Below are 26,239 nucleotides of genomic sequence, written 5' to 3' on the forward strand. Positions count from 1 at the left end.
TTGGGGCCGTCCCCGGGGTGGAGCTACCTCTTCTTGGCCTTGGCCTTTGCGGCGGCGGCCTCGCGGGCGGCGGCCTGCTTCTTGACGCGAGCGACACGACGGTCGATGTCGGGCTGGGTGGTGATGCCGGCGGCCGCACGCTTTACGCCGTGCGCCTCGATGGCGACGATGCGGGCCTTCTCCCAGACGGTGAGCTTCGGCTCAGGCATCGGCGGTCTCCGTCTCGGGCAGGGCGGCGGCGATCGCGGCGTGCGCCCTGGCGACATCGGCCCACAGGGAGCCGGCCGCGGCGAGCGGGGCGGCCTTGGAGCGGGCGTCGCTGCTGCGGGCGGCGGTCTCGGCGTCGCGGGCGAGGCTGGCGGCCCTGGTGGCGGCGACATCAGCCATGGTCAGACGCTGTTCGCGGGTCATGGTGTCTCCTGGTCAGTGGTTGTTGGTGGGGCCGAGGTCGCCGCGGTCCTGCAGTTCGTCGAGGTGGTCGTTGATCTGCCGGTGCAGTTCGTTCACGTGGGACTGCGGGCCGGTCGCGGCCTTCTGCTCGGCCTGCTGCGCCATGCTGGTAGCGATGAGCTTCAACTCGCTGCTGCTGAATGCGGCCATGCGCCTGCTCCTCTCGCTGGTCAGGGGTTCTCCCTGGGTTGCGGGCCGGGCTCTCCGGCCCCACCGCACCCCCGCAACCGTTGCCTTCTGAGCAACAGTTGACGGAGGACGGAAGGGCAGGTCAGCGGCGGTGCATGCGGAGGCGGGTCAGGACATGCACGACCTCTTCGCGGGACGTCTTGATGCCGCAGCCCACAGCCAGGTCAATGACCTCGCCGGGGCGTACCTGGCCGTTGACCTGGCGCAGGTGGCGGGCGATCCGGCCGATACGGGTACGGCGCTGGCGGGCGGCACGGGAACGAACACTCATGGCGGAACTCCTTGCAGGTCAGGGGGCTACTTGCCGCGCTGAAAATCGCGCCACATCGAGCGCAGAACGAGGGCGAGGATCGCGACGGAGATCCCGCCGATGGCGATGGCGATCGACGCGAACGCGATGCCGACACCGCCGACACAGACCGCGCATGCGATGGCCAACCACTCGCCAGCGCCGCGGCCCTGCTTGTGCTGGTGGCCGCACGTCTGCGGGTGGGCGGCGGGCTGTTGCTGCGCCATCTTGGCGAGCTCCATCGCGGCGAGCGCCAGCTGCACGGCGGCCGTGTCCGTCGAGGCTTCTCTCACCGCGGCCTCCGCCTTGTCGAGCGGGGTGGGCTCGCTCATCGCGCCCACCTCCGCAGCCGGGGCAGGCGGACGGCGAGGCCGAGGCCGAACGCGACCACGAGGGGCTTCGACAGGATCGCGGCGACCACCGCGGCGAGGATCCCAACGAGGGACGGGTACAGCAGCAGGAGGCCGAGGACGAGGCCGAGCAGCAGCCAGCGCATCAGTTGTATCCCTCCGTCATCGGGTCCGCCTCGACGGCGGGCGCAGGCTTCTTCGCGGCCCTCGACAGAGCGGCGCGAACATGGTTCTCAGGGACGATCAGGCGACGGGTCCGCTCGAGGTGCTCGGCAATTTCGCGGGCCGATGCGTCCTCACCGAGGGTTGTTGCGGCTTCCTCGACGGCGCCCTGCACGCCGAGCGCGGGCAGCTCGCTGAGCTGGGGCGCAACGCCCGCATCAGGGCGGTCGACGGTGTACTCCGGGGGCTGCTGACCAAGGACCAGGGCAACCGCCACCGGATCGACGGGAACCCCGTAGGTGCCGAGCAGGTGGGCGAGTTCGGCCGGGGGCGCATCAGGTCGCGCATCATGGGCGAGGCGAATCGCATCCGCCGGATCCATGTCGGCGAACCGGGCGCGCAGCACCTCGGTGGCGGAGGCCGAGCGGGCAGTCGTAGCCGTCTGGGCAACAACTGCCGCAGGCGCTGCGCCGTACATCCCGGCGAGGGCCGCATCAGCCCCATCGCGGACGCGGACGCGCTGGACGTCGACCAGGCCGGCGCCGAGCTCGGCATCCCCTACGCCCACGTACTTCGCGAGCCGCCAGTAACGGCGCACGGCACGCTTGCGCTTGCTCGCGTCGGGGTGGCTGTCGGCGACGGCGCGGTTGAAGGCGAGTTGCCGGGCGGCGTCGGCGTTGCGGCGCATCACTTCGGCGTCCGTGCCGGTGCGGTAGACGACGATTGAGCGGGCGATGAACCCGAGGCCCTCGGCCGCTCCGGACATGGCCAGTGGGGTGACCGCGTACACCGCGGCCTCCGTCACGCTGTCGGCGATCAGCAACCCGAGGACGCTGGCCGACACGGGGGCCAGCCACATGCCGGCGCGGACCACCGCGGGGGAGGCCATGCCCAGCATGGTCCGGCCGAGCATGATCAGGGCGAGGACGAGGGTGAGGCCCTCGCCCGCGGCGACGACACCGGCCGCGGTCGCCTGCCGGTGGAACTGGCCCATGACGTTCGAGTAGGTGCCCCACGCCCCGAAGCCTCCGACGGCGACCATGACGACCGCCGTGGCGCCGAGGACGAGGGCCTGCCCCGTGGACAGCTCTCTGCGAATGGTGCTGGTCATGCGACGACCTCCGGGTCGGCGGCCCGCACGACACGGTGCGCGGCCAGGCACATGCCCTCGCGGTCGCTGCGGTCGACGGCGTCGACCAGGGCGGCCATCAGGGCGGGAACGTGCGGGACTTGGGGGCGGCGGGCACGCTGAGCGGCGCGGTCGAGGTTGCGCAGCGCGGCATGCTCCGTCGGGCGCGGGATGGGCCACTTCTTCACGGCTGAGCCCTCCGGATCCGGTCGAGCTCGTTGGCCTTCGCGTACAGGCGGCCGGCGTGCAGGCCGACCTCAGCGGCCAGCTCGCGCAGCTCGTCAGGCTCCATCGACGGGAACTCGTCGACGTCAGCGAGCGGGTACGGCTCCGGCCGCAGCTCGGCGAACGGGCCCCACGAGATCCTGGCGGGCAGGAACTCGACCCCCTCGAACTCGCCGGCCGTCGTGGCCCCGACGTGCGTGATGTCGACGCGCCGCACGACCTGCTCGCCGTCGTGCCCCCTGCACCAGACCGGCTCCGGGATGGTGATCCGGCCGTGGTCGAGGGTGTCGAGCGTGACCGTGCCGTCGCCGTACTCCGGGCTCTGGACAGGCGGTGCGGGGCGGGGGCGGTAGGCGCGGTCGATGGCGGCGTCGAGCTCGGCGAGGTGGCCCGACTCGTTCACACGCCGGACGACCTCAGCGGTCTCCCGGTACAGGTTGATGGTGGCGCCGGCCGCGAGATGCCCCTCGACCTCGCGGCGAATGTCAGCGACGCTCATCTCGGCGAGCGGGGGCGTGCCGCTCATCTCGGCGTGCCCGATAGCGATCGCCGTGCGCAGCTGGTCGAGGGACACCTCAACGGCGAAGCGGACGACGGCGAACGCCTCACTGTTCTCGTCGCAGGGGAAGACTTCGGTCGGCCCGAACGGGGGCGGCGGGGTGCTCACTTCTCCGCCTCCGTCTGATCGATGACGGTGACGGCCGCGCGCATCGTGGCGCGCAGCGCGCCGTTCTGGTCGGCCAGGTCGCGGATGTACTTCCAGGGGCTGGGCTGCTCCAGCGCCTCCGTGAGGAGACGCCGGATCAGAACCAGCGCGTCGCGCTCGTTCACGCCGCACCACCGAAGTGGTCCTCACGCCAGTCCAGGAGAGCGGTGCGGGTCGCGTCCTCGCGGACGTGCTGAGGCGTGTCCGGGTTGATCAGCAGGAGCATGTCGCCCGGCGTGCCACCGAGGACCAGGCGGGACCGACCCATCGGCTCGTCGCTCTCGACGACCGTCACCCCGAACACCTTCAGCAGGTACGCGATCGGCAGGGACTGCAGGTCGGTGCGGGTGAGCGTCAGCCACGGCTCAGGGTCGGCCTTGGTGTGGCGGGCGTGGTCGACAGCCTGCGCCTCGCCCATCTGGTCGGCCAGTTCCTCCAGCGCACGCAGGTGGGCGCGCACCCGGCGGATCTCGTCATCGAGCTCGAGCCGACTCGTCAAGATCATGCCGACGCCGGAACGGCCCTCGGGAACGAGCTCGACATACGGCCTGTCGTCGTCCGGGGTGAGCGGCCACTGACCGATGCGCGCCTCGAGGACGCTCTGCTCGACGCCCTGCGCCGTGAAGCCGAGGCTGACGACGTCGCCCTGGTGGTACAGGTCGCCCGGGGCGGTGAGGCCAACGGCGACATCGTCCGTGTGATCCGTCGTGCACCAGGCGGGGCAGGTCGAGGTGAGGGAACCACCGGACTTGATCGGGTAGGTGATCGTGCGCGGCTCGACGGCGGCCGGCTCGGGGCCGGTGAATGTGGCGGGCGGGGTCTGTACGGTGTCCTGCATGGTCGTTCTCCCTGCTCGAAGGGGTTCGGCCACAGGCCCCGGCGGGAGTTGCGAGCTCCTGCCGGGGCCGTCCGCTTGTGCGGAGGCCGGTGGAACGGTGGTCTGGGGGTCGCTCAGGCGACGACGAGGGCGGGCTGCTCGACGGCCTCGACCTTGAGGGACGGAGCGCACGCCTTCATCGGGACCGGGCCGAGACCGAGGCGCTTGTACGTCGCCGTGATCTCCGCAAGGTCCGGGGTCTGACGGCTGGACGGGGTGCGGAAGACGCGCCACGTGCCGTAGATGCCGGACGGGAGTCGGTCGAGAACCTTCTTCGCTGCGCGCTTGCCGCGGTCGGCGCGGCGGGCCTGGTCGACGGCGCGCTCGTACTCGCGGGCAGCGGCCTCGATCGTCTCGACGGCGGGAATCTCGCTGGCCTCGTACAGGCCGGCCGGGTCCGGGGCGGTGGCGGGCTCCTTGTCGGCCAGCTGCTCGACGAGCGCGGCCGGGGCGATGACGGAGCGGACTGCGGCGGCGACAGTGCCGAGCAGGCCACGGACGTTGCGGGCGGTACGAGGGGACGTGAGAAACTGCAGCACAGCGGGCTCCTGGTGATGTCAGGTAGTTCCGTCAGGCCCTCGGTCGGTGGTGAGACACCTTCCGGGGGCCGCTTTGCGTCTTTGCTAGATACCCATCTAACTCTCGGCGACCGCCGTTTCGCCGACCTGCGGAATCTCGTACGGCCATGAGGCACACGCCCGATGAGCCGCTCGAGGACGACACCCTCGGCCCTGGCGCTGACGTCGGCCCTGGCTCCGACCTCGACCTTGTCTCCGATCCCGGTCTTATCTCCCATCCCGGTCCTGGCTCTGATCTCGGCTTTGGCTCCGATCTCGACCCCAGCCCCGACCCCGACCCCGACCCCGACCCCGATCCTGGCCCCCGCTCCCCCCTCGCCGTTCACGAGGCCTCCGGCAGACGGCTCGGCGACCCCCACCCCCGGCAGGAAGGACCGACGGATCTACGTCTCGTACCGCCCGCGCTCGCGGCCTGGGCGACGGCCGCGCTGATGCTGGACGCCTCACCGCGGTGGGTCACCGGCCTTGCGGTGGTGTGTCTCGTCGTGGCAGGTGTACTCCTCGTGTCGTTGTGGGCGCGGGTCCGGACCGTGCGCGTCCGCGTCGCCTGGCCGCGCGCCTCCGCTGCCGCCGTGCTGTTGTGTGTCGGGGCGGCCGCCGTGTCGGCCGGACTTCATGGGGCCGATCTGCGGCGGGGCCCGGTGCCTGAGTTGGCACGGGAGTACGCGACCGTGACCGCCGAGGTCGAGGTGACCTCGGATCCGCGGCTCACCCGGCCCCGGATCAGGGGGAACCACGCGGCGCCGGTCTCCGTACTGATCAACGCCGAGGTGCGGCGCGTGGAGGCGGTGCGCGGGGCGCCGGTGGCGACACGTACGCCGGTGTTGCTGATCGTCGACGTGGGTTCAAGGGTCGGCCGAGCTGTCGTCGGGGCGTCGGGGTCGCGGCTCTCCGGGGCGCCGCTCGACGGCACGTCGGCCGGATCACGGCCCGATGGCGAGGGGGCGCAGGCTTCCCCGGACGGGCCGGGCCGGTCGCCCTGGCTAGGGCTGTTGCCGTCCACGCGGCTGCGGGTGACCGCGCGGCTGGCGCCCGCCGCAGTGAGCGGCGACCGGTTCGCGGCCGTGCTGCGGGTGCGGGGTCGGGCCGCGCCGGAGGTGGTGGAGGAGCCGTCGGCGGCGCAGCGCTTCGCGGGCCGGCTGCGCGCGGGGCTGCGGGAGGCCACCGACGGGCTGTCGGCGGACGCGCGGGCCCTGCTGCCCGGGCTGGTCGTCGGGGACACCGCACGGATCACTCCGGAACTGGACGAGGCCTTCAAGGAGACCGACCTCGCGCACACCCTGGCCGTGTCCGGGAGCAACCTCACGATCATCCTCGCCCTGCTCATCGGCCCGCCCGGGCTGGCCCAGCTCGCAGAACGCCGCGGACTCGCGCCCCGCCTGGGCATCTCGCTCCGGACGACCGCGCTGCTCGGCGGGGTGCTCACCCTTGCGTTCGTCGTCGTGTGCCGGCCGGACCCGAGCGTGCTGCGGGCCGCGGCCTGTGGAGCCGTCGCGCTGCTCGCGCTCGCGACCGGGCGGCGAAGGTCGCTGATCCCGGCGCTGGCGACGGCCGTTCTGCTGCTGGTGCTGTACGACCCGTGGCTGGCCAGGAGTTACGGCTTCCTCCTCTCCGTCCTGGCGACCGGTGCCCTGCTCACGCTGGCGCCGCGCTGGAGCCTCGCGCTGCGACGGCGCCGGGTTCCGCCGCGACTGGCCGAGGCGCTGGCGGCCGCGGCTGCCGCACAGGCCTTGTGCGCGCCGGTCGTCGCGGTGCTGTCGGCGCGGGTGAGTCTGGTGGCGGTGCCGTGCAACCTCCTTGTGGAGTTCGCCGTGGCACCGGCCACGGTGCTGGGCTTCGCGGCGCTTGCGACGGCACCCGTGGTGATGCCGGTGGCCAAGGGACTGGCGTGGTGCGCGAGTTGGCCCGCGGAGTGGATCGCGGAGATCGCGCGTACCGGGGCGTCGCTGCCCGGTGGGGGAGTGGACTGGCCGGACACCTGGGCCGGGGCGGCGCTGCTTCTTCTCGTCACCGTGGTCGTCCTGCTCGTCGGCCGGCGGCTGCTGGGACATCCCTGGTTGTGCGCTGCCTGCGGGCTGCTGGCTCTGCTGGCGGTCGTGCAGCCGCCGCCGCTGACCAGGGTGATCACGGGCTGGCCGCCACCGGGATGGCGGATGGCTATGTGCGACGTGGGGCAGGGCGACGCGACGGTGCTCGCGGCGGGCGAGGGCACGGGTGTGGTCGTGGACGCGGGGCCCGATCCCGCGCTCGTCGACCACTGCCTGCGCACGCTCGGCATCACCAGGATCCCGCTGGTCGTGCTGACCCACTTCCACGCCGACCATGTGGCGGGGCTGCCCGGCGTGCTGCGCGGGCGGTCGGTCGGGGCGATCGAGACGACGGCCTACGAAGAGCCGGTGGACCAGGCCGAGTTCGTACGGAGGGAGGCGACGGCGCGGCGGATTCCCGTGACGCGTGGCATGGCCGGTGAGCAGCGGCGTACCGGGGCACTGTCCTGGGAGGTGCTGTGGCCGCCGCCGCGCCCGGCACCGGAGCCGGAGGGGCCGAACGACGCGAGTGTCGCCTTGCTCGTCAGGTCGGCCGGGCTGCGGTTCCTGCTGCTCGGGGATCTCGAACCACCGGCGCAGCAGGCGCTGTTGCGGTCGCCTGCAGGTGCGCGGCTGGGCGGGGTGGATGTGCTCAAGGTCGCCCACCACGGCTCGGCCTACCAGGACCCGGAGCTGATACGCCGGGTGGCACCGCGGCTGGCGCTCATTTCCTGCGGCGCCGACAACCCGTATGGGCACCCGGCTCCGAGTACGGTCGCCGCGCTGCGGGCCGGGGGTGCGGTGGTGCTGCGGACCGACCGGGACGGGGCGCTCGCGGTCGCCGGTACGGGCGGCGGTATGAGCGGCCGTATGGGCGGCGGGGAACTTTGGGTGGGGCGAGACTGAGGCCATGGATTCCACACAGGTCGATGCCTACCTCCGCCGTCTGGGAGTCGAGCCGTCCGAGTGGCCCACGGCCGCGGGCAGCGCCCCGGGCGCCACCCTCGAGGTGCTGCGCGGTCTGCATCTGCGTCACCTGCAGACCGTGCCCTTCGAGAACCTGTCGATCCACCTCGGGGAGGAGATCGTGCTCGAGGAGGAACGGCTGCTGGACAAGGTGGTGGGCTCGCGGAGAGGCGGGTTCTGTTACGAACTCAACGGCGCGTTCGGGGCGTTGCTCACCGCGCTCGGATTCGACGTCACGCTGCTCGCGGGGCGGGTGTACGGGGAGGAGGGGCGGCTCGGGATTCCGTACGACCATCTCGCGCTGCGGGTGCGGACGGTGGACGGGGATGAGTGGCTGGCCGACGTCGGGTTCGGGGCGCACAGTCACTATCCGCTGGCGTTCCGGGAGCGAGGGGAGCAGAAGGATCCCGGCGGCACGTTCCGGATCGCCGAGGCGGGACCGGAGGCGGCCGGGGCGGGGGCGGTGGGGGCGGCGGACCTGGACGTCGTCGTGAACGGCAGGCCTCAGTACCGCCTGGAGCCGCGGCCGCGGGTGCTCGGTGACTTCGTGGCCGGGGCCTGGTGGCACTGCACCTCGCCGGTCTCGCACTTCACGCAGTCGCTGGTCTGCTCGCGGGTGACGGAGGACGGAGGACGGATCACACTCAGTGGCCGCACTTTCAAGACGACGGCTGCCGACGGGACGCGGGAGGAGCGCGAGCTGGACTCGGAAGAGGAGGTGCTGGCGGTGTACCGGGAGCGGTTCGGGATCGAGCTCGACAGTGTGCCGACTGTGCGAGATCCCCACCCGCACGGCTGATTCGGACCACACGAGGTCACCATACGAGGCCACTCGGGCCACTCGTGTTTTGACTCCCGCTTTAGATCCGGCACATGTGCTGGTTTCCCATGATGTGACCTTGTGTTGCCTCGAAAGCCTCATCGGTGGTCGAATGCGTCTTCGGCAGCAGTGATGTCGAGGCGTGCAGGGGTGTCGAAGATGATCGGTCGCTGGCTGGGAAGCCGAACGAACCGGACGCAGCGGACGAGTCCCCTGGCGGCGGTGCGGACACCGCCGAGCGCCGGGGTGCTCAGCTGCCGGGTACTCGACCCGGTCAACGAGCCGGTGGTTCACGCCGAGTTCGCGGTCACCGACGTCGCGGGCCGCAAGGTGGTCGTCGGGGGTATGGATCCCTTCGGGTCGTTCATGACGACGGTGCCGGCGGGTGAGTACCGGCTCGCGGTCTCGGCCGAGGGGTACACGCCGTACCGGGCGACCGCCGTGGTCGGGGAGAACGCGCTCGCCTCGCTCGGTGACGTGACCCTCCAGGTGGCCCGGCCGCCCGAGCTGCCGTCGCCGGGGGACTGGGAGATCGAGCCGACGCATTCCTCGATCGCCTTCACCGCGCGGCACATCGGGCTGGCCCGGATCCACGGGCGGTTCAACTCCTTCGCGGGGGTCATACGGATCGCCGACCAGATGGAGCACTCGGCGATGCATGTGGTGATCGACGCGGCGTCCATCGACACGAACGTCAGGATGCGCGACGACCATCTGCGGTCGGACGACTTCCTCGACGTACAGCGCTTCCCGACGCTGGAGTTCTACAGCGACCGGTTCGTACACAAGGGCGGCAACCGGTGGGCGATCACGGGCGCGCTGTCGTTGCACGGGGTGACGCGCACGGTCACCCTCGACACGGAGTACCTCGGGCTCGGCAACGGCATGGAGGGCGAGGTGCGGGCGGCCTGCCGGGCCACGACCGAGTTGCGCCGGGACGACTTCACGGTGAGCTGGCAGACGATGCTGGCGCGCGGAATCGCGGTCGTCGGGCCCAGCATCCGGATCGACCTCGACGTACAGGTCGTGCGCAAGGGGTGAGCCGGTCGGCCCGGGTGGGGTACCGGACAATGGCTTCGTGAGCGATGTGAGACATGTGCTGGTGCTGCCCGACCGTGACGCCGCGGAAGAGGTGGCACAGGCGCTCGCGGACCGGTTCGGGGTCGACGAGGAACCGCGGCTGGTACGGGACGCGCTGGCCGGTGAGGACGATGCCGAGGACGCCCAGTGGCTCGTCGTGCTGCGCGACGAGGCGCAGCGGCTGGATCCCCGGGAGCTGGACGAGTTCGCCGGCGAGTGGGAAGGGTGGCGGGAGGAGCCGTAGCCCGGCCGGCCGCTGGTGATGCCGCCCGAGCCCAGCACCGGCACCCGGCACCCGTTGTCAGTGGCGCGTGCCATGCTTGGCGCAATGTCCAGGAAGACTGCGAATGACGACCCTCTCGCCCCACTGACTCTTGCCGTGGGCCAGGAGGACCTCCTGCTCGACCGTGCCGTGCGGGACGTGGTGGCCGCCGCCCGGGCCTCCGACGCCGACACGGACGTACGTGACCTGACCTCGGACCAGTTGCAGCCCGGGACGCTTGCCGAGTTGACCAGTCCGTCGCTCTTCGCGGAGCGCAAGGTCGTCGTCGTGCGCAACGCGCAGGATCTGTCGGCGGACACGGTCAAGGACGTGAAGGCGTATCTCGGGGCGCCCGCCGAGGAGATCACGCTCGTGCTGCTGCACGCGGGTGGGGCCAAGGGCAAGTCGCTGCTGGATGCCGCGCGCAAGGCGGGGGCCCGGGAGGTGGCGTGCCCGAAGATGACCAAGCCGGCGGACCGGCTGGCGTTCGTGCGAGGCGAGTTCCGGGCGACCGGGCGGTCCGCGACGCCCGAGGCCTGTCAGGCGCTCGTGGACTCGATCGGCAGTGACCTGCGGGAGCTGGCGTCCGCCGTGTCCCAGCTGGTCGCCGATGTCGAGGGGACCATCGACGAGGCCGTCGTCGGGCGGTACTACACCGGGCGGGCCGAGGCGTCGAGCTTCACCGTCGCCGACCGGGCGGTGGAGGGGCGGGCCGCCGAGGCGCTGGAGGCGCTCCGGTGGTCGCTGGCGACGGGGGTCGCGCCGGTGCTGATCACCAGCGCGCTGGCGCAGGGCGTACGGGCCATCGGCAAGCTGTCCTCCGCGCGAGGGGGACGTCCGGCCGATCTCGCGCGCGAGCTGGGCATGCCGCCCTGGAAGATCGACCGGGTACGGCAGCAGATGCGTGGCTGGACGCCGGACGGGGTGGCCTACGCGCTGCGGGCCGTGGCCGAGGCCGACGCCGGCGTGAAGGGCGGCGGTGACGACCCCGAGTACGCCCTGGAGAAGGCGGTCGTGGCGATCGCGCGGGCGGCGCGGTCCCGGGGGCGCGGATAGGCCCTCCGGGGAGGAGAATCGTGCGTATCAGCCGTATGTCGCCGAACACGGAAAGGTGGCGATCACCATGGCTGAACACCCGCACGCAGCGCTCGTCCGCAAGGGCTACGAAGCCTTCCAGCGCGGGGACATGGACACTCTGCGCGGCCTGATGACCGGGGACGCCACGCACCATGTACCCGGCTCCCACCCGCTCTCGGGTGACTTCAAGGGAGTCGACTCGATCTTCGACGGGTACTACGGCCGGCTCTTCTCGGAGACGGGCGGTTCGTTCCGCGTAGAGCTGCTCAACGTGTTCGTCGACGGCCGCGGGCACGCCGTCTCCGTGCACCGCTTCACAGCCGACCGGGGCGACAAGCACATCGACGAGAGCGGGGGCATCGTCTTCCGGATCGTCGGAGACAAGATCACCGACCTCGACGAGTGCGTCGAGGACATCGAGAAGGGCAACGCCTTCTGGTCGTGACGGTCGGCGGGCCGCGCAGGCATGCCGAAGGCCCCGCCGTCTGCCCTGGGGAAGGGCAGCGGCGGGGCCTTCGGTGCAAAGCAAGGTGAGTCCGTACCCGCGTGGCGAACGCAGGCCGCGTACAGACTCGGGATGCCGGACGGGAGCGGATGAGAGAGGGCCCGCTCGATTCCCTCCGGCGGTCAGATCAAGATGAAGATGTCAGCCCTTGAGGGCCGCGACCTTCGACGCCAGCGCCGACTTCTTGTTGGCGGCCTGGTTCTTGTGGATGACGCCCTTGGAGACGGCCTTGTCGAGCTGACGCGCAGCCGCGCGCTGGTACTCGGTGGCCTTCGCGGCGTCACCCGCGGCAGCGGCCTCGCGGGCCTTGCGGATCGCGGTCTTCAGGGAGGACTTGACGGCCTTGTTGCGCAGCCGGGCCTTCTCGTTGGTCTTGATCCGCTTGATCTGGGACTTGATGTTCGCCACGAATGAGCCTCTACAGGTTCAGGCACGGGTCCTCACGGGTCCCGTACCGATGATTTTCCAGAAGTCGTGTCTCGTGCTGAGAGGGCAGGAGACACAGCCACCCAGACTACCAGCGGGCTACCGAGTGGCCCAAACCGGTCGCCGGTCCCCGCCCGTGGGACCATGGAGGCTACGTATCGATCCGACCCGAGACCGCAGACACTGCGGACGCCTCAAGAATCAGGACCCTGCGTGCCCGCGATCCCCAGCCATGTGCCCGAGCCGAGCCGTACCGACCCGGCACTGCTCCGCAACTTTTGCATCATCGCGCACATCGACCACGGCAAGTCCACGCTCGCCGACCGGATGCTCCAGCTGACCGGTGTGGTGGAGCAACGGCAGATGCGTGCTCAGTACCTCGACCGCATGGACATCGAGCGTGAGCGCGGCATCACGATCAAGTCACAGGCCGTGCGTCTGCCGTGGGCTCCCACCCATGACAAGACCAACACGCACATCCTCAACATGATCGACACCCCGGGGCACGTCGACTTCACCTACGAGGTCTCGCGGTCGCTCGCGGCCTGCGAGGGCACCGTGCTCCTCGTCGACGCCGCCCAGGGCATCGAGGCCCAGACCCTCGCCAACCTCTACCTGGCGATGGAGAACGACCTCAAGATCATCCCCGTACTGAACAAGATCGACCTGCCGGCCGCGCAGCCGGAGAAGTTCTCCGAGGAGCTCGCCAACCTCATCGGTTGCGACCCCGACGACGTGCTCAAGGTCTCGGCGAAGACCGGCATCGGCGTGGACGCGCTTCTGGACCGGGTGGTCCGCGACGTCCCGGCCCCGGTCGGCGTCAAGGACGCCCCCGCCCGCGCGATGATCTTCGACTCGGTCTACGACTCCTACCGGGGCGTGGTCACCTACGTCCGTGTCATCGACGGCCAGCTCAACAAGCGCGAGCGCATCAAGATGATGTCGACCGGCGCCACCCACGAGCTGCTGGAGATCGGCGTCTCTTCCCCCGAGATGACGCCGGCCGACGGCATCGGCGTCGGCGAGGTGGGCTACATCATCACCGGCGTGAAGGACGTCCGTCAGTCCAAGGTCGGTGACACCATCACCAGCAAGGACAAGGGCGCCACCGAGGCCCTCGGCGGGTACAAGGACCCCAAGCCGATGGTCTTCTCCGGCCTCTATCCGCTGGACGGCTCGGACTACCCGGACCTGCGCGAGGCCCTGGACAAGCTCCAGCTCAACGACGCCGCCCTGGTCTACGAGCCGGAGACCTCCGCGGCCCTCGGCTTCGGCTTCCGCGTCGGCTTCCTCGGCCTGCTGCACCTCGACGTCATCCGTGAGCGCCTGGAGCGCGAGTTCAACCTCGAACTCATCGCCACCGCGCCCAACGTGGTCTACCGCGTGATCATGGAGGACGGGAAGGAGCACACGGTCACCAACCCGAGCGAGTTCCCCGAGGGCAAGATCGACAAGGTCTTCGAGCCGGTCGTGAGGGCCACGATCCTCGCTCCCAGCGAGTTCATCGGCTCGATCATGGAGCTCTGCCAGACCCGCCGCGGCACCCTCCTCGGCATGGACTACCTCTCCGAGGACCGCGTCGAGATCCGCTACACGCTCCCCCTCGCCGAGATCGTCTTCGACTTCTTCGACCAGCTGAAGTCCAAGACCCGCGGGTACGCCTCCCTGGACTACGAGCCCACCGGCGAGCAGGACGCCCAGCTGGTGAAGGTCGACATCCTGCTGCACGGCGACCGCGTCGACGCCTTCTCCGCCGTCACCCACAAGGACGCCGCCTACGCGTACGGCGTACGGCTCGTCGCCAAGCTGCGCGAGCTGATCCCGCGCCAGGCCTTCGAGATCCCCATCCAGGCCGCCATCGGCTCCCGGGTCATCGCCCGCGAGACCATCCGCGCCATCCGCAAGGACGTCCTCGCCAAGTGCTACGGCGGTGACATCTCCCGCAAGCGGAAGCTGCTGGAGAAGCAGAAGGAGGGCAAGAAGCGGATGAAGATGGTGGGCTCAGTGGAGGTTCCGCAGGAGGCCTTCATCGCCGTGCTGTCCAGCGACGAGAACGCGGGATCCGGCAAGGGCAAGAAGTAGCCGACGTTTACGGCGAAAATAGGGGCTCACCGCGTGTCGGCGCGGTGAGCCCCTACGCGTAAGTAGCGTCGCTCTCTGTATGAAATGACAGGCCGCCGCCTCTTACGCACCGGCCGGTCGCGCTTTACTCTGATCCCTGCTCGGTAGTTACTCGTGAGTTAAACAACAGCCGCAATGAGCCAGCCGCACAGCCGCGGGCCCCGGAGGATGTCGTGAGCGACACACAGACACTGATCGAGAACCGTCCGCCGAGTGTGGCGGCCGTCTTCCTGGACCGCGTGGCGGCCACGCCGGACGCCGAGGCATACCGCTATCCAGTGCCTCCGGCCTCCGGTGAGGGGCCGGACGACTGGAAGTCGCTGAGCTGGGGGCAGACCGCCGAGCGGGTGTACGCCATCGCCGCCGGTCTGATCGAGCTCGGCGTGCAGCCGGAGCAGCGGGTCGCCCTCTCCTCCTCGACGCGGGTCGAGTGGATCCTCGCGGACCTGGGCATCCTGTGCGCCGGCGCCGCCACGACCACCATCTATCCGCAGACCAACGCCGAAGAGTCCGCGTTCATCCTCTCGGACTCCGGCAGCAAGGTCCTGTTCGCGGAGAACGCCGATCAGCTCGCCAAGGCGCGGGAGAAGCGCGCCGAGCTGCCCGACCTCACCCATGTCGTGGTGATCGACCCGGCCGGCGTCGAGACGGGCGACTGGGTGCTCACGCTCGCCGAGCTGGAGCAGCGCGGTGCCGCGTACCTGGAGAAGAACCCCGACCTGATCAAGGAGAAGGTCGGCGCGATCACCAAGGACCAGCTCGCCACCCTCATCTACACCTCCGGCACCACCGGCCGCCCCAAGGGTGTCCGCCTGCCGCACGGCAACTGGTCGTACATGGCGAAGGCGACCGCCGCGACCGGGCTGATCAGCGCCGACGACGTGCAGTACCTGTGGCTGCCGCTCGCGCACGTCTTCGGCAAGGTCCTCACCTCGGGCCAGATCGAGGTCGGGCACGTCACCGCCGTCGACGGCCGCGTCGACAAGATCATCGAGAACCTGCCGGTCGTCCAGCCGACGTACATGGCGGCCGTCCCGCGCATCTTCGAGAAGGTCTACAACGGGGTCGCCGCCAAGGCCCGGGCGGGCGGCGGCGCCAAGTACAAGATCTTCAAGTGGGCCGCCGAGCTGGCCCGCGAGTACGCCAAGGTCACCCAGGACAACTTCCGGCGCACCGGCACGGCGTCGGCGCCCTTCGGACTCTCCGCCAAGCACAAGGTCGCGGACGCGCTGGTGTACGCCAAGATCCGCGAGGCCTTCGGCGGCAACCTGCGTGCCTGTGTCTCCGGCTCGGCCGCGCTCTCGCCCGAGATCGGCTACTTCTTCTCCGGCGCCGGCATCCACATCCTCGAGGGCTACGGCCTCACCGAGTCCTCGGCCGCGTCCTTCGTGAACCCCGGCGAGGCGTACCGCACCGGCACGGTCGGCAAGCCGCTGCCCGGCACGGAGGTGCGGATCGCGGACGACGGCGAGATCCTGCTGCGCGGTCCCGGCATCATGGAGGGCTACCACGGCCTGCCCGAGAAGACCGCCGAGGTCCTCGAGGCGGACGGCTGGTTCCACACCGGTGACATCGGTGAGCTGTCGCCCGACGGGTACCTGCGGATCACCGACCGCAAGAAGGACCTCATCAAGACGTCCGGCGGCAAGTACATCGCGCCCGCCGAGGTCGAGGGGCAGTTCAAGGCCGTGTGCCCGTACGTGTCCAACATCCTGGTCCACGGGGCCGACCGGAACTTCTGCACGGCGCTGATCGCCTTGGACGAGGTCTCGATCATGGACTGGGCCAAGGAGAACGGGCTGGAGGGCAAGTCGTACGCGGAGGTGGTCGCCGCGCCGGTCACGGTCTCGATGGTCGACGAGTACGTGAAGCAGCTCAACGAGGGGCTTCAGCGGTGGCAGACGATCAAGAAGTTCCGGTTGCTGCCGAGGGATCTCGATGTCGAGCACGGGGAGATCACGCCGAGCCTGAAGCTGAAGCGGCCGGTTGTGGAGCGGGAGTACAAGCACCTCATCGATGAGATGTACGCCGGGGCGCGGGAGGCGTAGCGCGGAAGCGGAGGCGTGGCGGGGACTGCTTGGCGGCTGACGGTCCGTTGTGGCTTGTCGCGCAGTTCCCCGCGCCCCTAAAAGCAGGTCAGTTCGCGCTCCCGCTTGCTATCAGTCGGCGTAGCTCCCTCACCTGCGCGCGCAGTGCTGGTACGTCCAAAGGGGTGTCCCCGTCCAGCTGGGCCTCCAAGGCCGCCAGGCCCGCGCCCACCTCGCCGTAACTGCCCTGTTCCCGCCTCAGCAGCCGCTCCAGCTGCTGGTTCTTGCGGTGCAGGTCCAGGAACACCGTGACCTTGGCGCGGAGGACCCATGGGTCGAACGGCTTGGTCAGGTAGTCGGCCGCTCCGGTGGCGTAGCCACGGAAGGCGTAGCCGTGGTCCTCCTCCGCGCCGGTCAGGAAGATGATCGGGACGTCCTTGGTCTGGTCGAGGCGTTTGATGTTGGCGGCGGTCTCGAAACCGTCCATGCCCGGCATGCGTACGTCGAGGAGGACGAGGGCGAACCGCTGTCGCAGGAGTGCCTTCATCGCTTCCTCGCCGGAACGGGCGCGGACGAGCGGTTCGTTGAGGGATCCCAGGACGGCCTCGAGTGCGATCAGGTTGTCCTCCATGTCGTCGACGAGGAGGATGCCGGCACTCTGGTCGGTCGTTGCCGCAGCGCTCATGTGACTGGCCTCATTCAGTCGTCGGCCGGCGGAACCACAGCCTCCTCGACCTCGGCATGCTCGTCGTCGGCCGCGCTCTCGGGGTCCAGGAGTGCGCAGACGACGGTCAGCAGCTGGTCGACGTCCACCGGCTTCGGTACGTAGTCGTTGGCGCCCCGCGCGATGGACTTCTCGCGGTCTCCCGGCATCGCCTTCGCGGTGAGCGCGACGATGGGCAGGCCCGTCCAGCGGGGGGCGCGGCGGATGGCGGAGATGGTCTCGTAGCCGTCCATCTCCGGCATCATGATGTCCATCAGGACGAGTTCGACGTCCGGGTTGCGTTCCAGCGTCTCGATGCCCTCGCGCCCGTTCTCCGCATAGAGGACGGGCATGCCGACGCGGCCCAGGACATGGGTGAGGGCGAAGACGTTGCGGATGTCGTCGTCGACGATCAACACCCGGCGCCCGGACAGGACCTGGCCCGCACGCCCCGATGTCCAGGCCTCCAGCTTGGTGGGCGTGGGCCAGGAGTCGTCCGCCTCGTGGGCGGTGGGGTAGGGCTCGCTCGACAGCTCGTCCGACACCGCCAGGGGGCGGTCCTCGGGGGTCGGGCCGGTCGCCGAGTGGCCGGGGCTGACGCCGGGGACGTACAGGGTGAAGGTGGAGCCCTTGCCGGGCTCGCTCTCGGCGACGATACGGCCGCCCAGCAGGCCGGCGATCTCACGGCTGATGGACAGACCCAGGCCGGTGCCGCCGTACTTGCGGTTGGTCGTGCCGTCGGCCTGCTGGAACGCCTCGAAGATCACGGGGAGTTTCTCGGGGGCGATGCCGATGCCGGTGTCGGAGACCGCGAAGGCGACCACCTCGTCGCTGCCCTGGACGTACCGGTGCTCGGGGTCCTTCGCGCGGGTCACGCGCAGCTCGACCCGGCCCGTGGCGGTGAACTTGATCGCGTTGGAGAGCAGGTTGCGCAGGATCTGCTGGAGGCGCTGCTCGTCCGAGTACATCTCGCGCGGCACGTCATCGCCGACCGTCACCTCGAAGGCGAGCCCCCGGTCCAGGGTGAGCGGGCGGAAGGTGGCGTGGACGTAGTCGAGCAGTTTGATCAACGGCAGCCTCTTCGGGCGTACGTCCATCCTGCCCGCCTCGATCTTGGACAGGTCGAGGATGTCGTTGATCAGCTGCAGGAGGTCCGAGCCGGAGCGGTGGATCGTCGTCGCGAACTGGACTTCCTGGTCGGTGAGGTGACCGTCCGGGTTGTCCGACAGCAGCCGGGCCAGGATCAGCAGGGAGTTCAGCGGGGTGCGCAGTTCGTGGGACATGTTCGCCAGGAACTCCGACTTGTACTGGGAAGAGGTGGCCAACAGGGCGGCCTTCTCCTCCAGTTCGGCGTTCGAGCGCTGCAACTCCGCCTGCTGCTTCTGGAGTTCGTCCGAGCGTTCCTGGAGCTGCATGGCCAGGCGCTGGGACTCGCCGAGCAGGGACTCGGTGCGGGAGTTGGCGATGATGGTGTTGATGGCGACGCCGATGGTGTTCACGAACTGGTCGAAGAAGGCCAGGTGGACGTCGGAGAAGCGGGAGAAGGACGCCAGCTCGATCACGCCGAGGAGCTTGTCCTCGAAGAGGATCGGGATGATGACGACGCTCGCCGGGGCCGCCTCGCCGAGACCACTGTTGATCTTGATGTAGTCCGGCGGGGCCTCCTCCACCAGGATCCGCTTCTTCTCGCGCGCGGCCTGGCGGACGAGACCGTGCACCGGCATGCTGCCGGTGTCGACGGTCGCGCTCTGCGCCGAGCCGTACCCGGCGATGAACGCGAGCCCCTTCGCCGGAACGGCCGTGTGGAGAGAGGTGCCGTCCTCGTCGGGGTCGGCCAGGAAGAACGCGCCGTACTGCGCGTTCACCAGCGGGGTCAGCTCGCGCAGGATCAGGTCGGCGACCTCCATCAGGTCCCGGTGGCCCTGCATCAGGGCGGCCAGACGGGCCAGGTTCGACTCCAGCCAGTCCTTCGCCCGGGTCGTCTCGCGCAGGTTGGCCACCATCAGGTTGATGTTGTCCTTGAGCTCGGTGACCTCGCCCTGCGTCTCCACGGTGATCGAGCGGGACATGTCGCCCTGGGCCACCGCCGAGGCCACCTCGGCGATCGCGCGGACCTGGGTGGTGAGGTTGAGGGCGAGTTCGTTCACGTTCGTCGTCAGGCGCTTCCAGGTGCCGTAGACGCCCTCCACCCGGGCCTGGCCGCCGAGTTGGCCCTCGCTGCCGACCTCGCGGGCCACCCGGGTGACCTCGGAGGAGAAGGAGGACAGGGTGTCGACCATCGTGTTGATGGTGGTCTTCAGTTCGAGGATCTCGCCGCGGGCGTCCACGTCGATCTTCTTCGACAGGTCGCCCTGCGCCACGGCCGTGGCCACCTGGGCGATGTTCCGCACCTGCGACGTCAGGTTGTCGGCCATGTAGTTGACGTTGTCGGTCAGGTCCCGCCAGACCCCGGAGACGCCCAGCACCTGGGCGCGTCCGCCGAGCCGGCCGTCGGTGCCGACCTCGCGGGCCACGCGGGTCACCTCGTCGGCGAAGGCGCGCAGCTGCTCCACCATCGTGTTGACGGTGTCCTTGAGTTCGAGGATCTCGCCGCGGGCGTCGACCGTGATCTTCTTGGACAGGTCGCCGTTCGCGACGGCCGTGGTGACCTGGGCGATGTTCCGGACCTGTGAGGTCAGGTTCAGGGCCATGAAGTTGACGTTGTCGGTGAGGTCCTTCCAGACCCCCGACACGCCCCGCACCTGCGCCTGGCCGCCGAGGTTGCCTTCGGTGCCGACCTCGCGGGCCACGCGGGTGACCTCGTCGGCGAAGGCGGAGAGCTGGTCGACCATCGTGTTGATCGTCGACTTCAGCTCCAGGATCTCGCCCTTCGCCTCGACCGTGATCTTCTTGCCGAGGTCGCCCTGGGCCACGGCGGTGGAGACGAGGGCGATGTTGCGGACCTGCGACGTCAGGTTGTCCGCCATGAAGTTGACGTTGTCGGTGAGGTCCTTCCAGACGCCGGAGACGCCCCGCACCTGGGCCCGGCCGCCGAGGTTGCCTTCGGTGCCGACCTCGCGGGCCACGCGGGTGACCTCGTCGGCGAAGGCGGAGAGCTGGTCGACCATCGTGTTGATCGTCGACTTCAGCTCCAGGATCTCGCCCTGGGCGGCGACCGTGATCTTCTGGCTCAGGTCGCCGTTGGCGACGGCCGTGGTGACCTGGGCGATGTTCCGGACCTGTGAGGTCAGGTTCGAGGCCATGAAGTTGACGTTGTCGGTGAGGTCCTTCCAGACGCCACTGACCCCCCGCACCTGAGCGCGCCCGCCCAACTGGCCCTCGGTGCCGACCTCGCGGGCCACCCGGGTGACCTCGTCGGCGAAGGCGGAGAGCTGGTCGACCATCGTGTTCACGGTCAGCTTCAGTTCGAGCAGCTCGCCGGTCGCCTCGACGGTGACCGTGCGGGTCAGGTCACCGCGGGCCACCGCCGTGGTCACCAGGGCGATGTCCCGGACCTGGGCGGTCAGCCGGGACGCCATGGTGTTGACCGCCTCGGTCACGTCCCGCCAACTCCCCGACAGGCCCGTCACCTTGGCCCGCCCGCCGAGCCGCCCCTCGGTGCCGACCTCGCGCGCGACCCGGGTCACCTCGCCCGTGAACAGGGACAGTTGGTCCACCATCTTGTTCACGGCACGGCCGAGGCGCCGCAGATCGCCGCGCAACTGCCTGCTGCCGTCGTGCAGATCGACCCGCTGGGTCAGATCGCCGCCGGCCACCGCGTCCAGGACGCGCGTCGCGTTGGCAGCCGGGGCGACGAGCGCGTCGAGCAGCTGGTTCACGTCGTTGACCCGGGAGGTCCAGGCGCCCTGTCCCGGGCTGGCCGAGAGGCGTTCGTCGAGCCGGCCGTACCGCACCAGGTCCCGCTTCACACGCTGTACTTCCGTGTTGAAGTGCGTGCTGCGGTCCATGATCTGGTTGAAGACGGCCGTCACCTCGGCCACCAGACCGTGGCCCGATTCCGGCACCTTCGTGAAGTCACCGTCCCTGGCCGCGGTCATCGCGGCGAGCAGCGGACGCAGATCGGATGCTCGAATCAGGCCATCTTTGTGCCCATCTTCGAGCACAGGCGTAGCACTGTTCTCACTCATGGCGGCCCACTTCGGTAACTCGGCGCTTATGGGCGTGGCCAGTCTGTCACTCTGTCGGCATCGACTGAGGCGTATTCGTCCGAACCGCTCGGGGAGCTGTACATGGGGGCCATTCCGACGCAACGGGAGACCGTTTCCCTTGCCTCTGATGCGCCTGCGCACGAGTGTGCGCCCCCGCGCACCGAGGCGAACCCAGCCGCCGACGTGCTTCCGTGCGCCGAGGCGCACGCCGCCCTGCCCGGCAGTTCCCTCGCGCCGGGCACCGCCCGCGCGGTGTTACGCGACGCGCTCGCCGAATGGGCCGAGCGCGCTCTGCCCGGCACCGAACACCTCACCGACCGCCTGACCGGCGACGCGGTGGTCGTCGTCAGTGAGCTGGTCACCAACGCCGTCGTACACGCCGGCACCGAGGTCGAGCTGGCCTGCCGGCTGGAGCCGATGACCGGCGCCCTGGTCGTCGAGGTCCTGGACCACCATCCCTCGCGCGCCCCGCGCGACGCCTCCGCCGAAGCCTCGTACGAGGCCTCGGAGTACGGGCGGGGCCTGCGGCTGGTCGCCGCGCTCTCCGAATCCTGGGGCGTCACCTACCGCACGGGCGCCAAGACGGTGTGGGCGCGGCTGCCCGCACAGGGGGAGTCGGCGGCCGACGCGCGCGAGGCGTACGTGGGGGAGCGCGCGCTGCGCGTGGCCGAGATACTCGCCCCGGAACCGCAGCGCGTCGAGCAGGACCGGGAGTGGCTCAATCGCGGCGCCCTCTCCTTCCTCGCCGAGGCCTCCGACCTGCTCGCCGGGCAGCTCGACGAGAACCTGGTGGCCGCGCTCGCCGGACAGCTGATCGTGCCGCGGCTGGCCGACTGGTGTGCCGTGTGGCTGGAGGACGAGCTGACGGGCCGCGGCGGCTGGGCGGCCGACGGCACCGGCGGGACCGGGCCGCGCCTCGCCCGGGTGTGGCACAGCAGCGAGAACCGCATCGAGGACCTGCGCCAGGCCCTGGAGAAGGAGCCACCGCGCCCGACCGACCCGGCACGGCCCGGGCCCGCCGCCTTCCCCTGGCCCGGCGACGCGCTGGGCCCGCGCGGCACCCACGGCGCCGCGCTCGCCTACCGGCTGACGGCCGGCGGCCGCCCGCTCGGCACCCTGGTCATCGGCCGGTCCGGGGTGCTGTGCTTCCCGGACGAGATCACCGGCCTGGTCGAGGACCTCAGCCGCCGGGTGGCGCTCGCCATCGGCGCCGCCCGCCAGTACGCCCGGCAGGCCACCATCAGCGCCGTACTGCAGCGCGGACTGCTGCCGGGGGCGGTCGCCGAGATACCCGGGATGCGCAGCGCCCTGGTCTACGAGCCGTGCGACAAGGGCGGCCCCAGCGGCGACTTCTACGACCTCTTCCCGGCCGGCGACGGCCGCTGGTGCTTCGCCGTCGGCGACGTCCAGGGCAAGGGGCCCGAGGCGGCCGTCGTCATCGGCCTCGCCCGGCCCTGGCTGCGGCTGCTGGCCCGCGAGGGCTACCGCGTCGCCGACGTCCTGGACCGCCTCAACCAGCTGCTCCTCGACGACGCGACGGAGGCCGCGGACGCGGCGGCCCGCTCGCTGGCCTCGGCGGGCGGCCGGCCGATGGCCCCCGGAGACGGCCCGCAGACCCGCTTCCTCTCCCTCCTCTACGGCGAGCTGGCCCCCTTCGACGGCGGGGTGCGCTGCACCCTCGCCTCCGCCGGGCATCCGCTGCCACTGCTGCTCGGGTCGGGCGGCGAGGTCCGTACGGCCGCCCATCCGCAGACCCTCCTCGGGGTCGTCGAGGACGCCACGTACACCAGCGAGACCTTCGAGCTGCGGTCCGGCGACAGCCTGCTGTGCGTGACCGACGGGGTCACCGAGCGGCGCAGCGGCTCGCGCCAGTTCGACGACGAGGACGGGCTGGCGGACGCGCTCGCGGGCTGCGCGGGGCTGGACGCGGAGCTGATCGCCGAGCGCATCAAACGGCTGGTGCACGAGTTCGGGGTACGGCCGCCGGAGGACGACCTGGCGCTGCTGGTACTGCAGGCCGAGTAACGGCGTGGGTACGGGACAATGGGGGGCATGCCTTCCGCACTCCCCGACGGCGAGCCCGTCCCCGACGACGGCGCCCTGCCCGCGCCCGCGCTCGCCGGGGCGGCCGACCGCCCCCTCGGGTTCTACCTGCACGTCCCGTACTGCGCGACCCGCTGCGGCTACTGCGACTTCAACACCTACACGGCGACCGAGCTGCGCGGCACCGGCGGCGTCCTCGCCTCCCGCGACAACTACGCGGACACCCTGATCGACGAGATCCGCCTGGCCCGCAAGGTCCTCGGCGACGACCCCCGCGAGGTCCGCACGGTCTTCGTCGGCGGCGGTACGCCCACGCTGCTGGCCGCGGGGGACCTCGTACGGATGCTGGGGGCGATCCGCGACGAGTTCGGGCTCGCGGCGGACGCGGAGGTGACGACGGAGGCGAACCCGGAGTCGGTGGATCCGAGCTACCTGGCGACGCTTCGCCAGGGCGGCTTCAACCGGGTCTCCTTCGGCATGCAGAGCGCCAAGCAGCACGTGCTGCGCGTGCTGGACCGGACGCATACGCCGGGCCGGCCCCAGGCGTGCGTGGCGGAGGCGCGTGCGGCGGGGTTCTCGCACGTCAACCTCGACCTGATCTACGGCACGCCCGGGGAGTCGGACGACGACTGGCGGGCCTCCCTGGAAGCCGCGCTCGGTGCCGGGCCGGACCATGTGTCGGCGTACGCGCTGATCGTCGAGGAGGGCACGCAGCTGGCTCGTCGGATCCGGCGGGGCGAGGTTCCGATGACCGACGACGACGTGCACGCGGACCGGTATCTGATCGCCGAGGAGATGCTCTCGAGGGCCGGGTACGACTGGTACGAGGTGTCGAACTGGGCGACTTCGGACGCGGGGCGCTGCCTGCACAACGAGCTGTACTGGCGTGGTGCCGACTGGTGGGGTGCGGGGCCGGGGGCGCACAGCCACGTGGGGGGTGTGCGCTGGTGGAACGTGAAGCATCCGGGGGCGTATGCGGCGGCGCTGGCGGCGGGGCGCTCCCCGGGCGCCGGTCGGGAACTCCTGTCGGAGGAGGACCGCCGGGTGGAGCGGATTCTGCTGGAGCTGCGGCTGCGGGAGGGGGTGCCGCTGTCGCTGCTGCGGGAGGAGGGGCTCGCGGCCTCACGCCGGGCCCTGTCGGACGGGCTGCTCCAGGAGGGGCCGTACGAGGAGGGGCGTGCGGTGCTGACCCTGCGGGGGCGGTTGCTGGCGGACGCGGTGGTGAGGGACCTGGTGGACTGAGGGGTTTTTTCGCCCCCGCCGCCCCTACCCGTCCCATCCTTCTGGGGCTCCGCCCCAGACCCCGCTCCTCAAACGCCGGAGGGGCTGATTTTCAGCCCGTCCGGCGTTTGAGGACGAGGCCCTTCGGGCCGAAGGCGGGGGTCTGGGGGCGGCAGCCCCCAGGGACGGGACGGGTAGGGGCGGCGGGGGCGAAAACCCTGGCGCGTAGCCCTACTCCGGGGCCGTCACGAAGTCGATCAGTTCCTCCACTCGGCCCAGGAGCTCCGGCTCCAGGTCCCGGTAGGAGCCCACCCGCTTCAGGATCGCCTGCCATACCGCGCCCGTGTTTTCCGGCCAGCCCAGTGCCCGGCACACGCCCGTCTTCCAGTCCTGGCCGTGCGGGACGCGGGGCCACGCCTCGATTCCGACGGCCGACGGCTTCACCGCCTCCCAGATGTCGATGTACGGGTGGCCGACGACGAGGGCGTGCTCGCTGGTCACCGCCGCCGCGATACGGGACTCCTTGCTGCCCGGGACCAAGTGGTCCACCAGGACCCCCAGCCGGGCATCCGGCCCCGGCGCGAAGTCCTCGACGATGGACGGGAGGTCGTCGACGCCCTCCAGGTACTCCACGACCACGCCCTCGATGCGCAGGTCGTCGCCCCACACCTTCTCGACCAGCTCGGCGTCGTGCCGGCCCTCGACGTAGATGCGCCCGGCGCGGGCCACGCGCGCGCGGGCGCCGGGGACGGCGACCGAACCGGAGGCGGTGCGGGCGGGGCGTACCGGAGCCTGGCCGGTGGGGCGTACGAGGGTCACCACCCGGCCCTCCAGGAGGAAGCCGCGCGGCTCCAGGGGGAACACGCGGTGCTTGCCGAAGCGGTCCTCCAGGGTGACCGTGCCCGCCTCGCAGCGGATCACCGCACCGCAGAAGCCCGTCCCCGGCTCCTCGACCACCAGGCCGGGCTCGGCCGGGACCTCTGGGGCCGGCTTGGGCTTCTTCCACGGCGGGGTCAGGTCCGGAGTGTACTGGCGCATTCGGATGACGATAGGAGGAGCTCGGCGGCGGTCACAGCGACACGCCGAAGCGGTCCGCCAGGGCGTCCCGTTGCGCCCGTACGAACGCCGCGTCCACCACCGCTCCGTGACCGGGCACGTACAGCGCGTCCTCGCCGCCCAGGTCCAGCAGCCGGTCCAGGGCGGCCGGCCAGTGGGACGGTACGGCGTCCCGGCCCGCCTGGGGTTCGCCCGACTCCTCGACGAGGTCACCGCAGAAGACCACCTCCGGCGAGCCGGGGACGAGCACCACGAGGTCGTGGGCCGTGTGCGCCGGTCCCACGTTCGCCAGCAGGACCTGGCGGCCGCCGCCCAGGTCGAGGGTCCACTCGCCAAAGACGTGATGGCGGGGCAGGGCCAGGGCGTCGACCGCCTCGTCGGCCAGGTGCGCGTCGAGGCCGTTGCCCACCGCGTCCGCGCGCAGCTCCTCGCGGCCGTGCCGGGCGGTGAACACCGTGTCGATGCCGACCGCGCCGAACACCTCCGCCCCCGCGAACGCCGCCGCCCCGAAGACATGGTCGAAGTGGGGGTGGGTGAGCGCGAGATGGGTCACACGGTGGCCGGCGAGCTCCTCCGCCTGCGCCCGCAGCCGCACCCCCTCCGCCAGGCTCGACCCGGCGTCGATCAGCAGGGCCGCGCCCGCCCCGACGACCAGCCCCACCGTGCAGTCCCAGACCGGAAGCCGGCACCGGCCGACCCCGGGGGCCAGCCGCTCCCACCGCAGCTCTTCCCAAGTCACCGTCATACCGCGACGCTAGCGGGGAAGCCTCCTCGGGCACGACCTCGCAGGCCCGGCCTTGCC

The 26,239-nt window shown here is 70.8% G+C and carries 27 protein-coding genes; 10 read left to right on the plus strand and 17 right to left on the minus strand.

The features are described 5' to 3' along the window. Positions 1 to 23: 23 nt before the first annotated feature. The 12 genes from OG252_RS33265 to OG252_RS33320 all read right to left on the minus strand — a co-directional run bounded on the left by OG252_RS33265 (position 24) and on the right by OG252_RS33320 (position 4,916). Positions 24 to 209 (minus strand): DUF6257 family protein, encoded by a 186-nt coding sequence (locus OG252_RS33265; protein WP_329340746.1) that lies wholly within the window; start codon positions 207 to 209, stop codon positions 24 to 26. After that, positions 202 to 411 (minus strand): hypothetical protein, encoded by a 210-nt coding sequence (locus OG252_RS33270; RefSeq protein ID WP_329340748.1) that lies wholly within the window; start codon positions 409 to 411, stop codon positions 202 to 204. The genes OG252_RS33265 and OG252_RS33270 overlap by 8 nt, the downstream gene beginning before the upstream one ends. A 12-nt stretch (positions 412 to 423) precedes the next feature. Next, entirely contained in the window at positions 424 to 600 is a 177-nt protein-coding gene (locus OG252_RS33275; protein WP_329340750.1) for a hypothetical protein, read from the minus strand. Between the two features lie 121 nt (positions 601 to 721). Next, positions 722 to 910: a hypothetical protein gene (locus OG252_RS33280; RefSeq protein WP_329340752.1), complete on the minus strand. Its 189-nt coding sequence runs from the start codon at positions 908 to 910 to the stop codon at positions 722 to 724. A gap of 26 nt (positions 911 to 936) precedes the next feature. Next, the gene (locus OG252_RS33285; RefSeq protein WP_329340754.1) at positions 937 to 1,260 is read right to left on the minus strand and encodes a hypothetical protein; all 324 of its coding nucleotides are present in this window, start codon (positions 1,258 to 1,260) and stop codon (positions 937 to 939) included. Continuing rightward, the gene (locus OG252_RS33290; RefSeq protein WP_329340756.1) at positions 1,257 to 1,424 is read right to left on the minus strand and encodes a hypothetical protein; all 168 of its coding nucleotides are present in this window, start codon (positions 1,422 to 1,424) and stop codon (positions 1,257 to 1,259) included. The genes OG252_RS33285 and OG252_RS33290 overlap by 4 nt, the downstream gene beginning before the upstream one ends. Further along, positions 1,424 to 2,551: a hypothetical protein gene (locus OG252_RS33295; protein ID WP_329340758.1), complete on the minus strand. Its 1,128-nt coding sequence runs from the start codon at positions 2,549 to 2,551 to the stop codon at positions 1,424 to 1,426. Before OG252_RS33295 ends, OG252_RS33290 begins: the two co-directional genes overlap by 1 nt. Continuing rightward, entirely contained in the window at positions 2,548 to 2,757 is a 210-nt protein-coding gene (locus OG252_RS33300; RefSeq protein ID WP_329340760.1) for a hypothetical protein, read from the minus strand. The genes OG252_RS33295 and OG252_RS33300 overlap by 4 nt, the downstream gene beginning before the upstream one ends. Then, positions 2,754 to 3,461, minus strand: coding sequence for a DUF6907 domain-containing protein (locus OG252_RS33305; RefSeq protein ID WP_329340762.1), 708 nt, complete (start codon positions 3,459 to 3,461; stop codon positions 2,754 to 2,756). The genes OG252_RS33300 and OG252_RS33305 overlap by 4 nt, the downstream gene beginning before the upstream one ends. Continuing rightward, positions 3,458 to 3,625: a hypothetical protein gene (locus tag OG252_RS33310; protein ID WP_329340764.1), complete on the minus strand. Its 168-nt coding sequence runs from the start codon at positions 3,623 to 3,625 to the stop codon at positions 3,458 to 3,460. The genes OG252_RS33305 and OG252_RS33310 overlap by 4 nt, the downstream gene beginning before the upstream one ends. Further along, complete coding sequence (locus OG252_RS33315) at positions 3,622 to 4,338, minus strand: DUF6907 domain-containing protein (protein WP_329340765.1); 717 nt, start codon at positions 4,336 to 4,338, stop codon at positions 3,622 to 3,624. The genes OG252_RS33310 and OG252_RS33315 overlap by 4 nt, the downstream gene beginning before the upstream one ends. Before the next feature lie 113 nt (positions 4,339 to 4,451). After that, the gene (locus tag OG252_RS33320; protein WP_329340766.1) at positions 4,452 to 4,916 is read right to left on the minus strand and encodes a hypothetical protein; all 465 of its coding nucleotides are present in this window, start codon (positions 4,914 to 4,916) and stop codon (positions 4,452 to 4,454) included. A 146-nt stretch (positions 4,917 to 5,062) separates the two neighbouring features. Between OG252_RS33320 and OG252_RS33325 the strand changes: the two genes are divergently transcribed. The 6 genes from OG252_RS33325 to OG252_RS33350 all read left to right on the plus strand — a co-directional run bounded on the left by OG252_RS33325 (position 5,063) and on the right by OG252_RS33350 (position 11,632). Next, on the plus strand, positions 5,063 to 7,888 hold the full coding sequence (locus OG252_RS33325; protein WP_329340767.1) for a ComEC/Rec2 family competence protein: 2,826 nt from the start codon (positions 5,063 to 5,065) through the stop codon (positions 7,886 to 7,888). 4 nt (positions 7,889 to 7,892) lie between these two features. Further along, positions 7,893 to 8,747 carry an arylamine N-acetyltransferase family protein gene (locus OG252_RS33330; protein ID WP_329340769.1) on the plus strand — a complete coding sequence of 285 codons (855 nt, stop codon included), beginning with the start codon at positions 7,893 to 7,895 and terminating at the stop codon, positions 8,745 to 8,747. A 180-nt stretch (positions 8,748 to 8,927) separates the two neighbouring features. After that, positions 8,928 to 9,809 carry a YceI family protein gene (locus tag OG252_RS33335; protein ID WP_329340771.1) on the plus strand — a complete coding sequence of 294 codons (882 nt, stop codon included), beginning with the start codon at positions 8,928 to 8,930 and terminating at the stop codon, positions 9,807 to 9,809. Positions 9,810 to 9,846: 37 nt separating this feature from the next. Next, positions 9,847 to 10,092, plus strand: a complete 246-nt coding sequence (locus OG252_RS33340; RefSeq protein WP_266439634.1) for a hypothetical protein — start codon at positions 9,847 to 9,849, stop codon at positions 10,090 to 10,092. 84 nt (positions 10,093 to 10,176) lie between these two features. Continuing rightward, complete coding sequence (gene holA / locus OG252_RS33345) at positions 10,177 to 11,166, plus strand: DNA polymerase III subunit delta (RefSeq protein WP_329340774.1); 990 nt, start codon at positions 10,177 to 10,179, stop codon at positions 11,164 to 11,166. 67 nt (positions 11,167 to 11,233) lie between these two features. Next, positions 11,234 to 11,632, plus strand: a complete 399-nt coding sequence (locus tag OG252_RS33350) for a nuclear transport factor 2 family protein (RefSeq protein WP_266439637.1) — start codon at positions 11,234 to 11,236, stop codon at positions 11,630 to 11,632. A 201-nt stretch (positions 11,633 to 11,833) separates the two neighbouring features. Here OG252_RS33350 and rpsT read toward each other — a convergent pair whose 3' ends face one another. Continuing rightward, positions 11,834 to 12,100, minus strand: a complete 267-nt coding sequence (gene rpsT, locus OG252_RS33355) for a 30S ribosomal protein S20 (protein ID WP_266439639.1) — start codon at positions 12,098 to 12,100, stop codon at positions 11,834 to 11,836. A 231-nt stretch (positions 12,101 to 12,331) separates the two neighbouring features. Here rpsT and lepA point away from each other — a divergent pair, with 231 nt between their 5' ends. Continuing rightward, positions 12,332 to 14,200, plus strand: a complete 1,869-nt coding sequence (gene lepA / locus OG252_RS33360; protein ID WP_266439641.1) for a translation elongation factor 4 — start codon at positions 12,332 to 12,334, stop codon at positions 14,198 to 14,200. A gap of 212 nt (positions 14,201 to 14,412) precedes the next feature. Next, positions 14,413 to 16,287 carry an AMP-dependent synthetase/ligase gene (locus OG252_RS33365; RefSeq protein WP_329340778.1) on the plus strand — a complete coding sequence of 625 codons (1,875 nt, stop codon included), beginning with the start codon at positions 14,413 to 14,415 and terminating at the stop codon, positions 16,285 to 16,287. A gap of 88 nt (positions 16,288 to 16,375) precedes the next feature. Here OG252_RS33365 and OG252_RS33370 read toward each other — a convergent pair whose 3' ends face one another. Together OG252_RS33370 and OG252_RS33375 are read right to left on the minus strand one after the other, a co-directional pair. Further along, on the minus strand, positions 16,376 to 16,951 hold the full coding sequence (locus OG252_RS33370; RefSeq protein WP_266439643.1) for a response regulator: 576 nt from the start codon (positions 16,949 to 16,951) through the stop codon (positions 16,376 to 16,378). A 14-nt stretch (positions 16,952 to 16,965) separates the two neighbouring features. After that, positions 16,966 to 21,096: a HAMP domain-containing protein gene (locus OG252_RS33375; protein ID WP_329340781.1), complete on the minus strand. Its 4,131-nt coding sequence runs from the start codon at positions 21,094 to 21,096 to the stop codon at positions 16,966 to 16,968. Positions 21,097 to 21,198: 102 nt separating this feature from the next. Here OG252_RS33375 and OG252_RS33380 point away from each other — a divergent pair, with 102 nt between their 5' ends. Beyond that, positions 21,199 to 23,142 carry an ATP-binding SpoIIE family protein phosphatase gene (locus tag OG252_RS33380; protein ID WP_266439645.1) on the plus strand — a complete coding sequence of 648 codons (1,944 nt, stop codon included), beginning with the start codon at positions 21,199 to 21,201 and terminating at the stop codon, positions 23,140 to 23,142. 27 nt (positions 23,143 to 23,169) lie between these two features. Further along, positions 23,170 to 24,402 (plus strand): radical SAM family heme chaperone HemW, encoded by a 1,233-nt coding sequence (gene hemW, locus OG252_RS33385; RefSeq protein ID WP_329340784.1) that lies wholly within the window; start codon positions 23,170 to 23,172, stop codon positions 24,400 to 24,402. 210 nt (positions 24,403 to 24,612) lie between these two features. On the opposite strand, the gene OG252_RS33390 is transcribed toward hemW, so the two are convergent. Together OG252_RS33390 and OG252_RS33395 are read right to left on the minus strand one after the other, a co-directional pair. Further along, positions 24,613 to 25,419, minus strand: coding sequence for a DUF3097 domain-containing protein (locus tag OG252_RS33390; protein WP_266439648.1), 807 nt, complete (start codon positions 25,417 to 25,419; stop codon positions 24,613 to 24,615). 31 nt (positions 25,420 to 25,450) lie between these two features. Further along, on the minus strand, positions 25,451 to 26,182 hold the full coding sequence (locus OG252_RS33395; RefSeq protein WP_329340787.1) for an MBL fold metallo-hydrolase: 732 nt from the start codon (positions 26,180 to 26,182) through the stop codon (positions 25,451 to 25,453). Positions 26,183 to 26,239 lie beyond the last annotated feature (57 nt).

The organism is Streptomyces sp. NBC_01352 (genome assembly GCF_036237295.1).
GTDB lineage: Bacteria > Actinomycetota > Actinomycetes > Streptomycetales > Streptomycetaceae > Streptomyces > Streptomyces plumbiresistens.

Bases quoted from the DNA above. Each gene is read 5' to 3' on its own strand.
- OG252_RS33315 (WP_329340765.1), bottom strand. From the start codon at position 4,338: ATGCAGGACACCGTACAGACCCCGCCCGCCACATTCACCGGCCCCGAG.
- OG252_RS33325 (WP_329340767.1), top strand. From the start codon at position 5,063: ATGAGGCACACGCCCGATGAGCCGCTCGAGGACGACACCCTCGGCCCT.
- OG252_RS33370 (WP_266439643.1), bottom strand. From the start codon at position 16,951: ATGAGCGCTGCGGCAACGACCGACCAGAGTGCCGGCATCCTCCTCGTC.
- holA (WP_329340774.1), top strand. From the start codon at position 10,177: ATGTCCAGGAAGACTGCGAATGACGACCCTCTCGCCCCACTGACTCTT.
- OG252_RS33395 (WP_329340787.1), bottom strand. From the start codon at position 26,182: ATGACGGTGACTTGGGAAGAGCTGCGGTGGGAGCGGCTGGCCCCCGGG.
- OG252_RS33270 (WP_329340748.1), bottom strand. From the start codon at position 411: ATGACCCGCGAACAGCGTCTGACCATGGCTGATGTCGCCGCCACCAGG.
- OG252_RS33390 (WP_266439648.1), bottom strand. From the start codon at position 25,419: ATGCGCCAGTACACTCCGGACCTGACCCCGCCGTGGAAGAAGCCCAAG.
- OG252_RS33380 (WP_266439645.1), top strand. From the start codon at position 21,199: ATGGGGGCCATTCCGACGCAACGGGAGACCGTTTCCCTTGCCTCTGAT.
- OG252_RS33335 (WP_329340771.1), top strand. From the start codon at position 8,928: ATGATCGGTCGCTGGCTGGGAAGCCGAACGAACCGGACGCAGCGGACG.
- hemW (WP_329340784.1), top strand. From the start codon at position 23,170: ATGCCTTCCGCACTCCCCGACGGCGAGCCCGTCCCCGACGACGGCGCC.
- OG252_RS33350 (WP_266439637.1), top strand. From the start codon at position 11,234: ATGGCTGAACACCCGCACGCAGCGCTCGTCCGCAAGGGCTACGAAGCC.
- OG252_RS33275 (WP_329340750.1), bottom strand. From the start codon at position 600: ATGGCCGCATTCAGCAGCAGCGAGTTGAAGCTCATCGCTACCAGCATG.
- OG252_RS33330 (WP_329340769.1), top strand. From the start codon at position 7,893: ATGGATTCCACACAGGTCGATGCCTACCTCCGCCGTCTGGGAGTCGAG.
- OG252_RS33295 (WP_329340758.1), bottom strand. From the start codon at position 2,551: ATGACCAGCACCATTCGCAGAGAGCTGTCCACGGGGCAGGCCCTCGTC.
- OG252_RS33375 (WP_329340781.1), bottom strand. From the start codon at position 21,096: ATGAGTGAGAACAGTGCTACGCCTGTGCTCGAAGATGGGCACAAAGAT.
- OG252_RS33290 (WP_329340756.1), bottom strand. From the start codon at position 1,424: ATGCGCTGGCTGCTGCTCGGCCTCGTCCTCGGCCTCCTGCTGCTGTAC.
- OG252_RS33285 (WP_329340754.1), bottom strand. From the start codon at position 1,260: ATGAGCGAGCCCACCCCGCTCGACAAGGCGGAGGCCGCGGTGAGAGAA.
- OG252_RS33280 (WP_329340752.1), bottom strand. From the start codon at position 910: ATGAGTGTTCGTTCCCGTGCCGCCCGCCAGCGCCGTACCCGTATCGGC.
- OG252_RS33265 (WP_329340746.1), bottom strand. From the start codon at position 209: ATGCCTGAGCCGAAGCTCACCGTCTGGGAGAAGGCCCGCATCGTCGCC.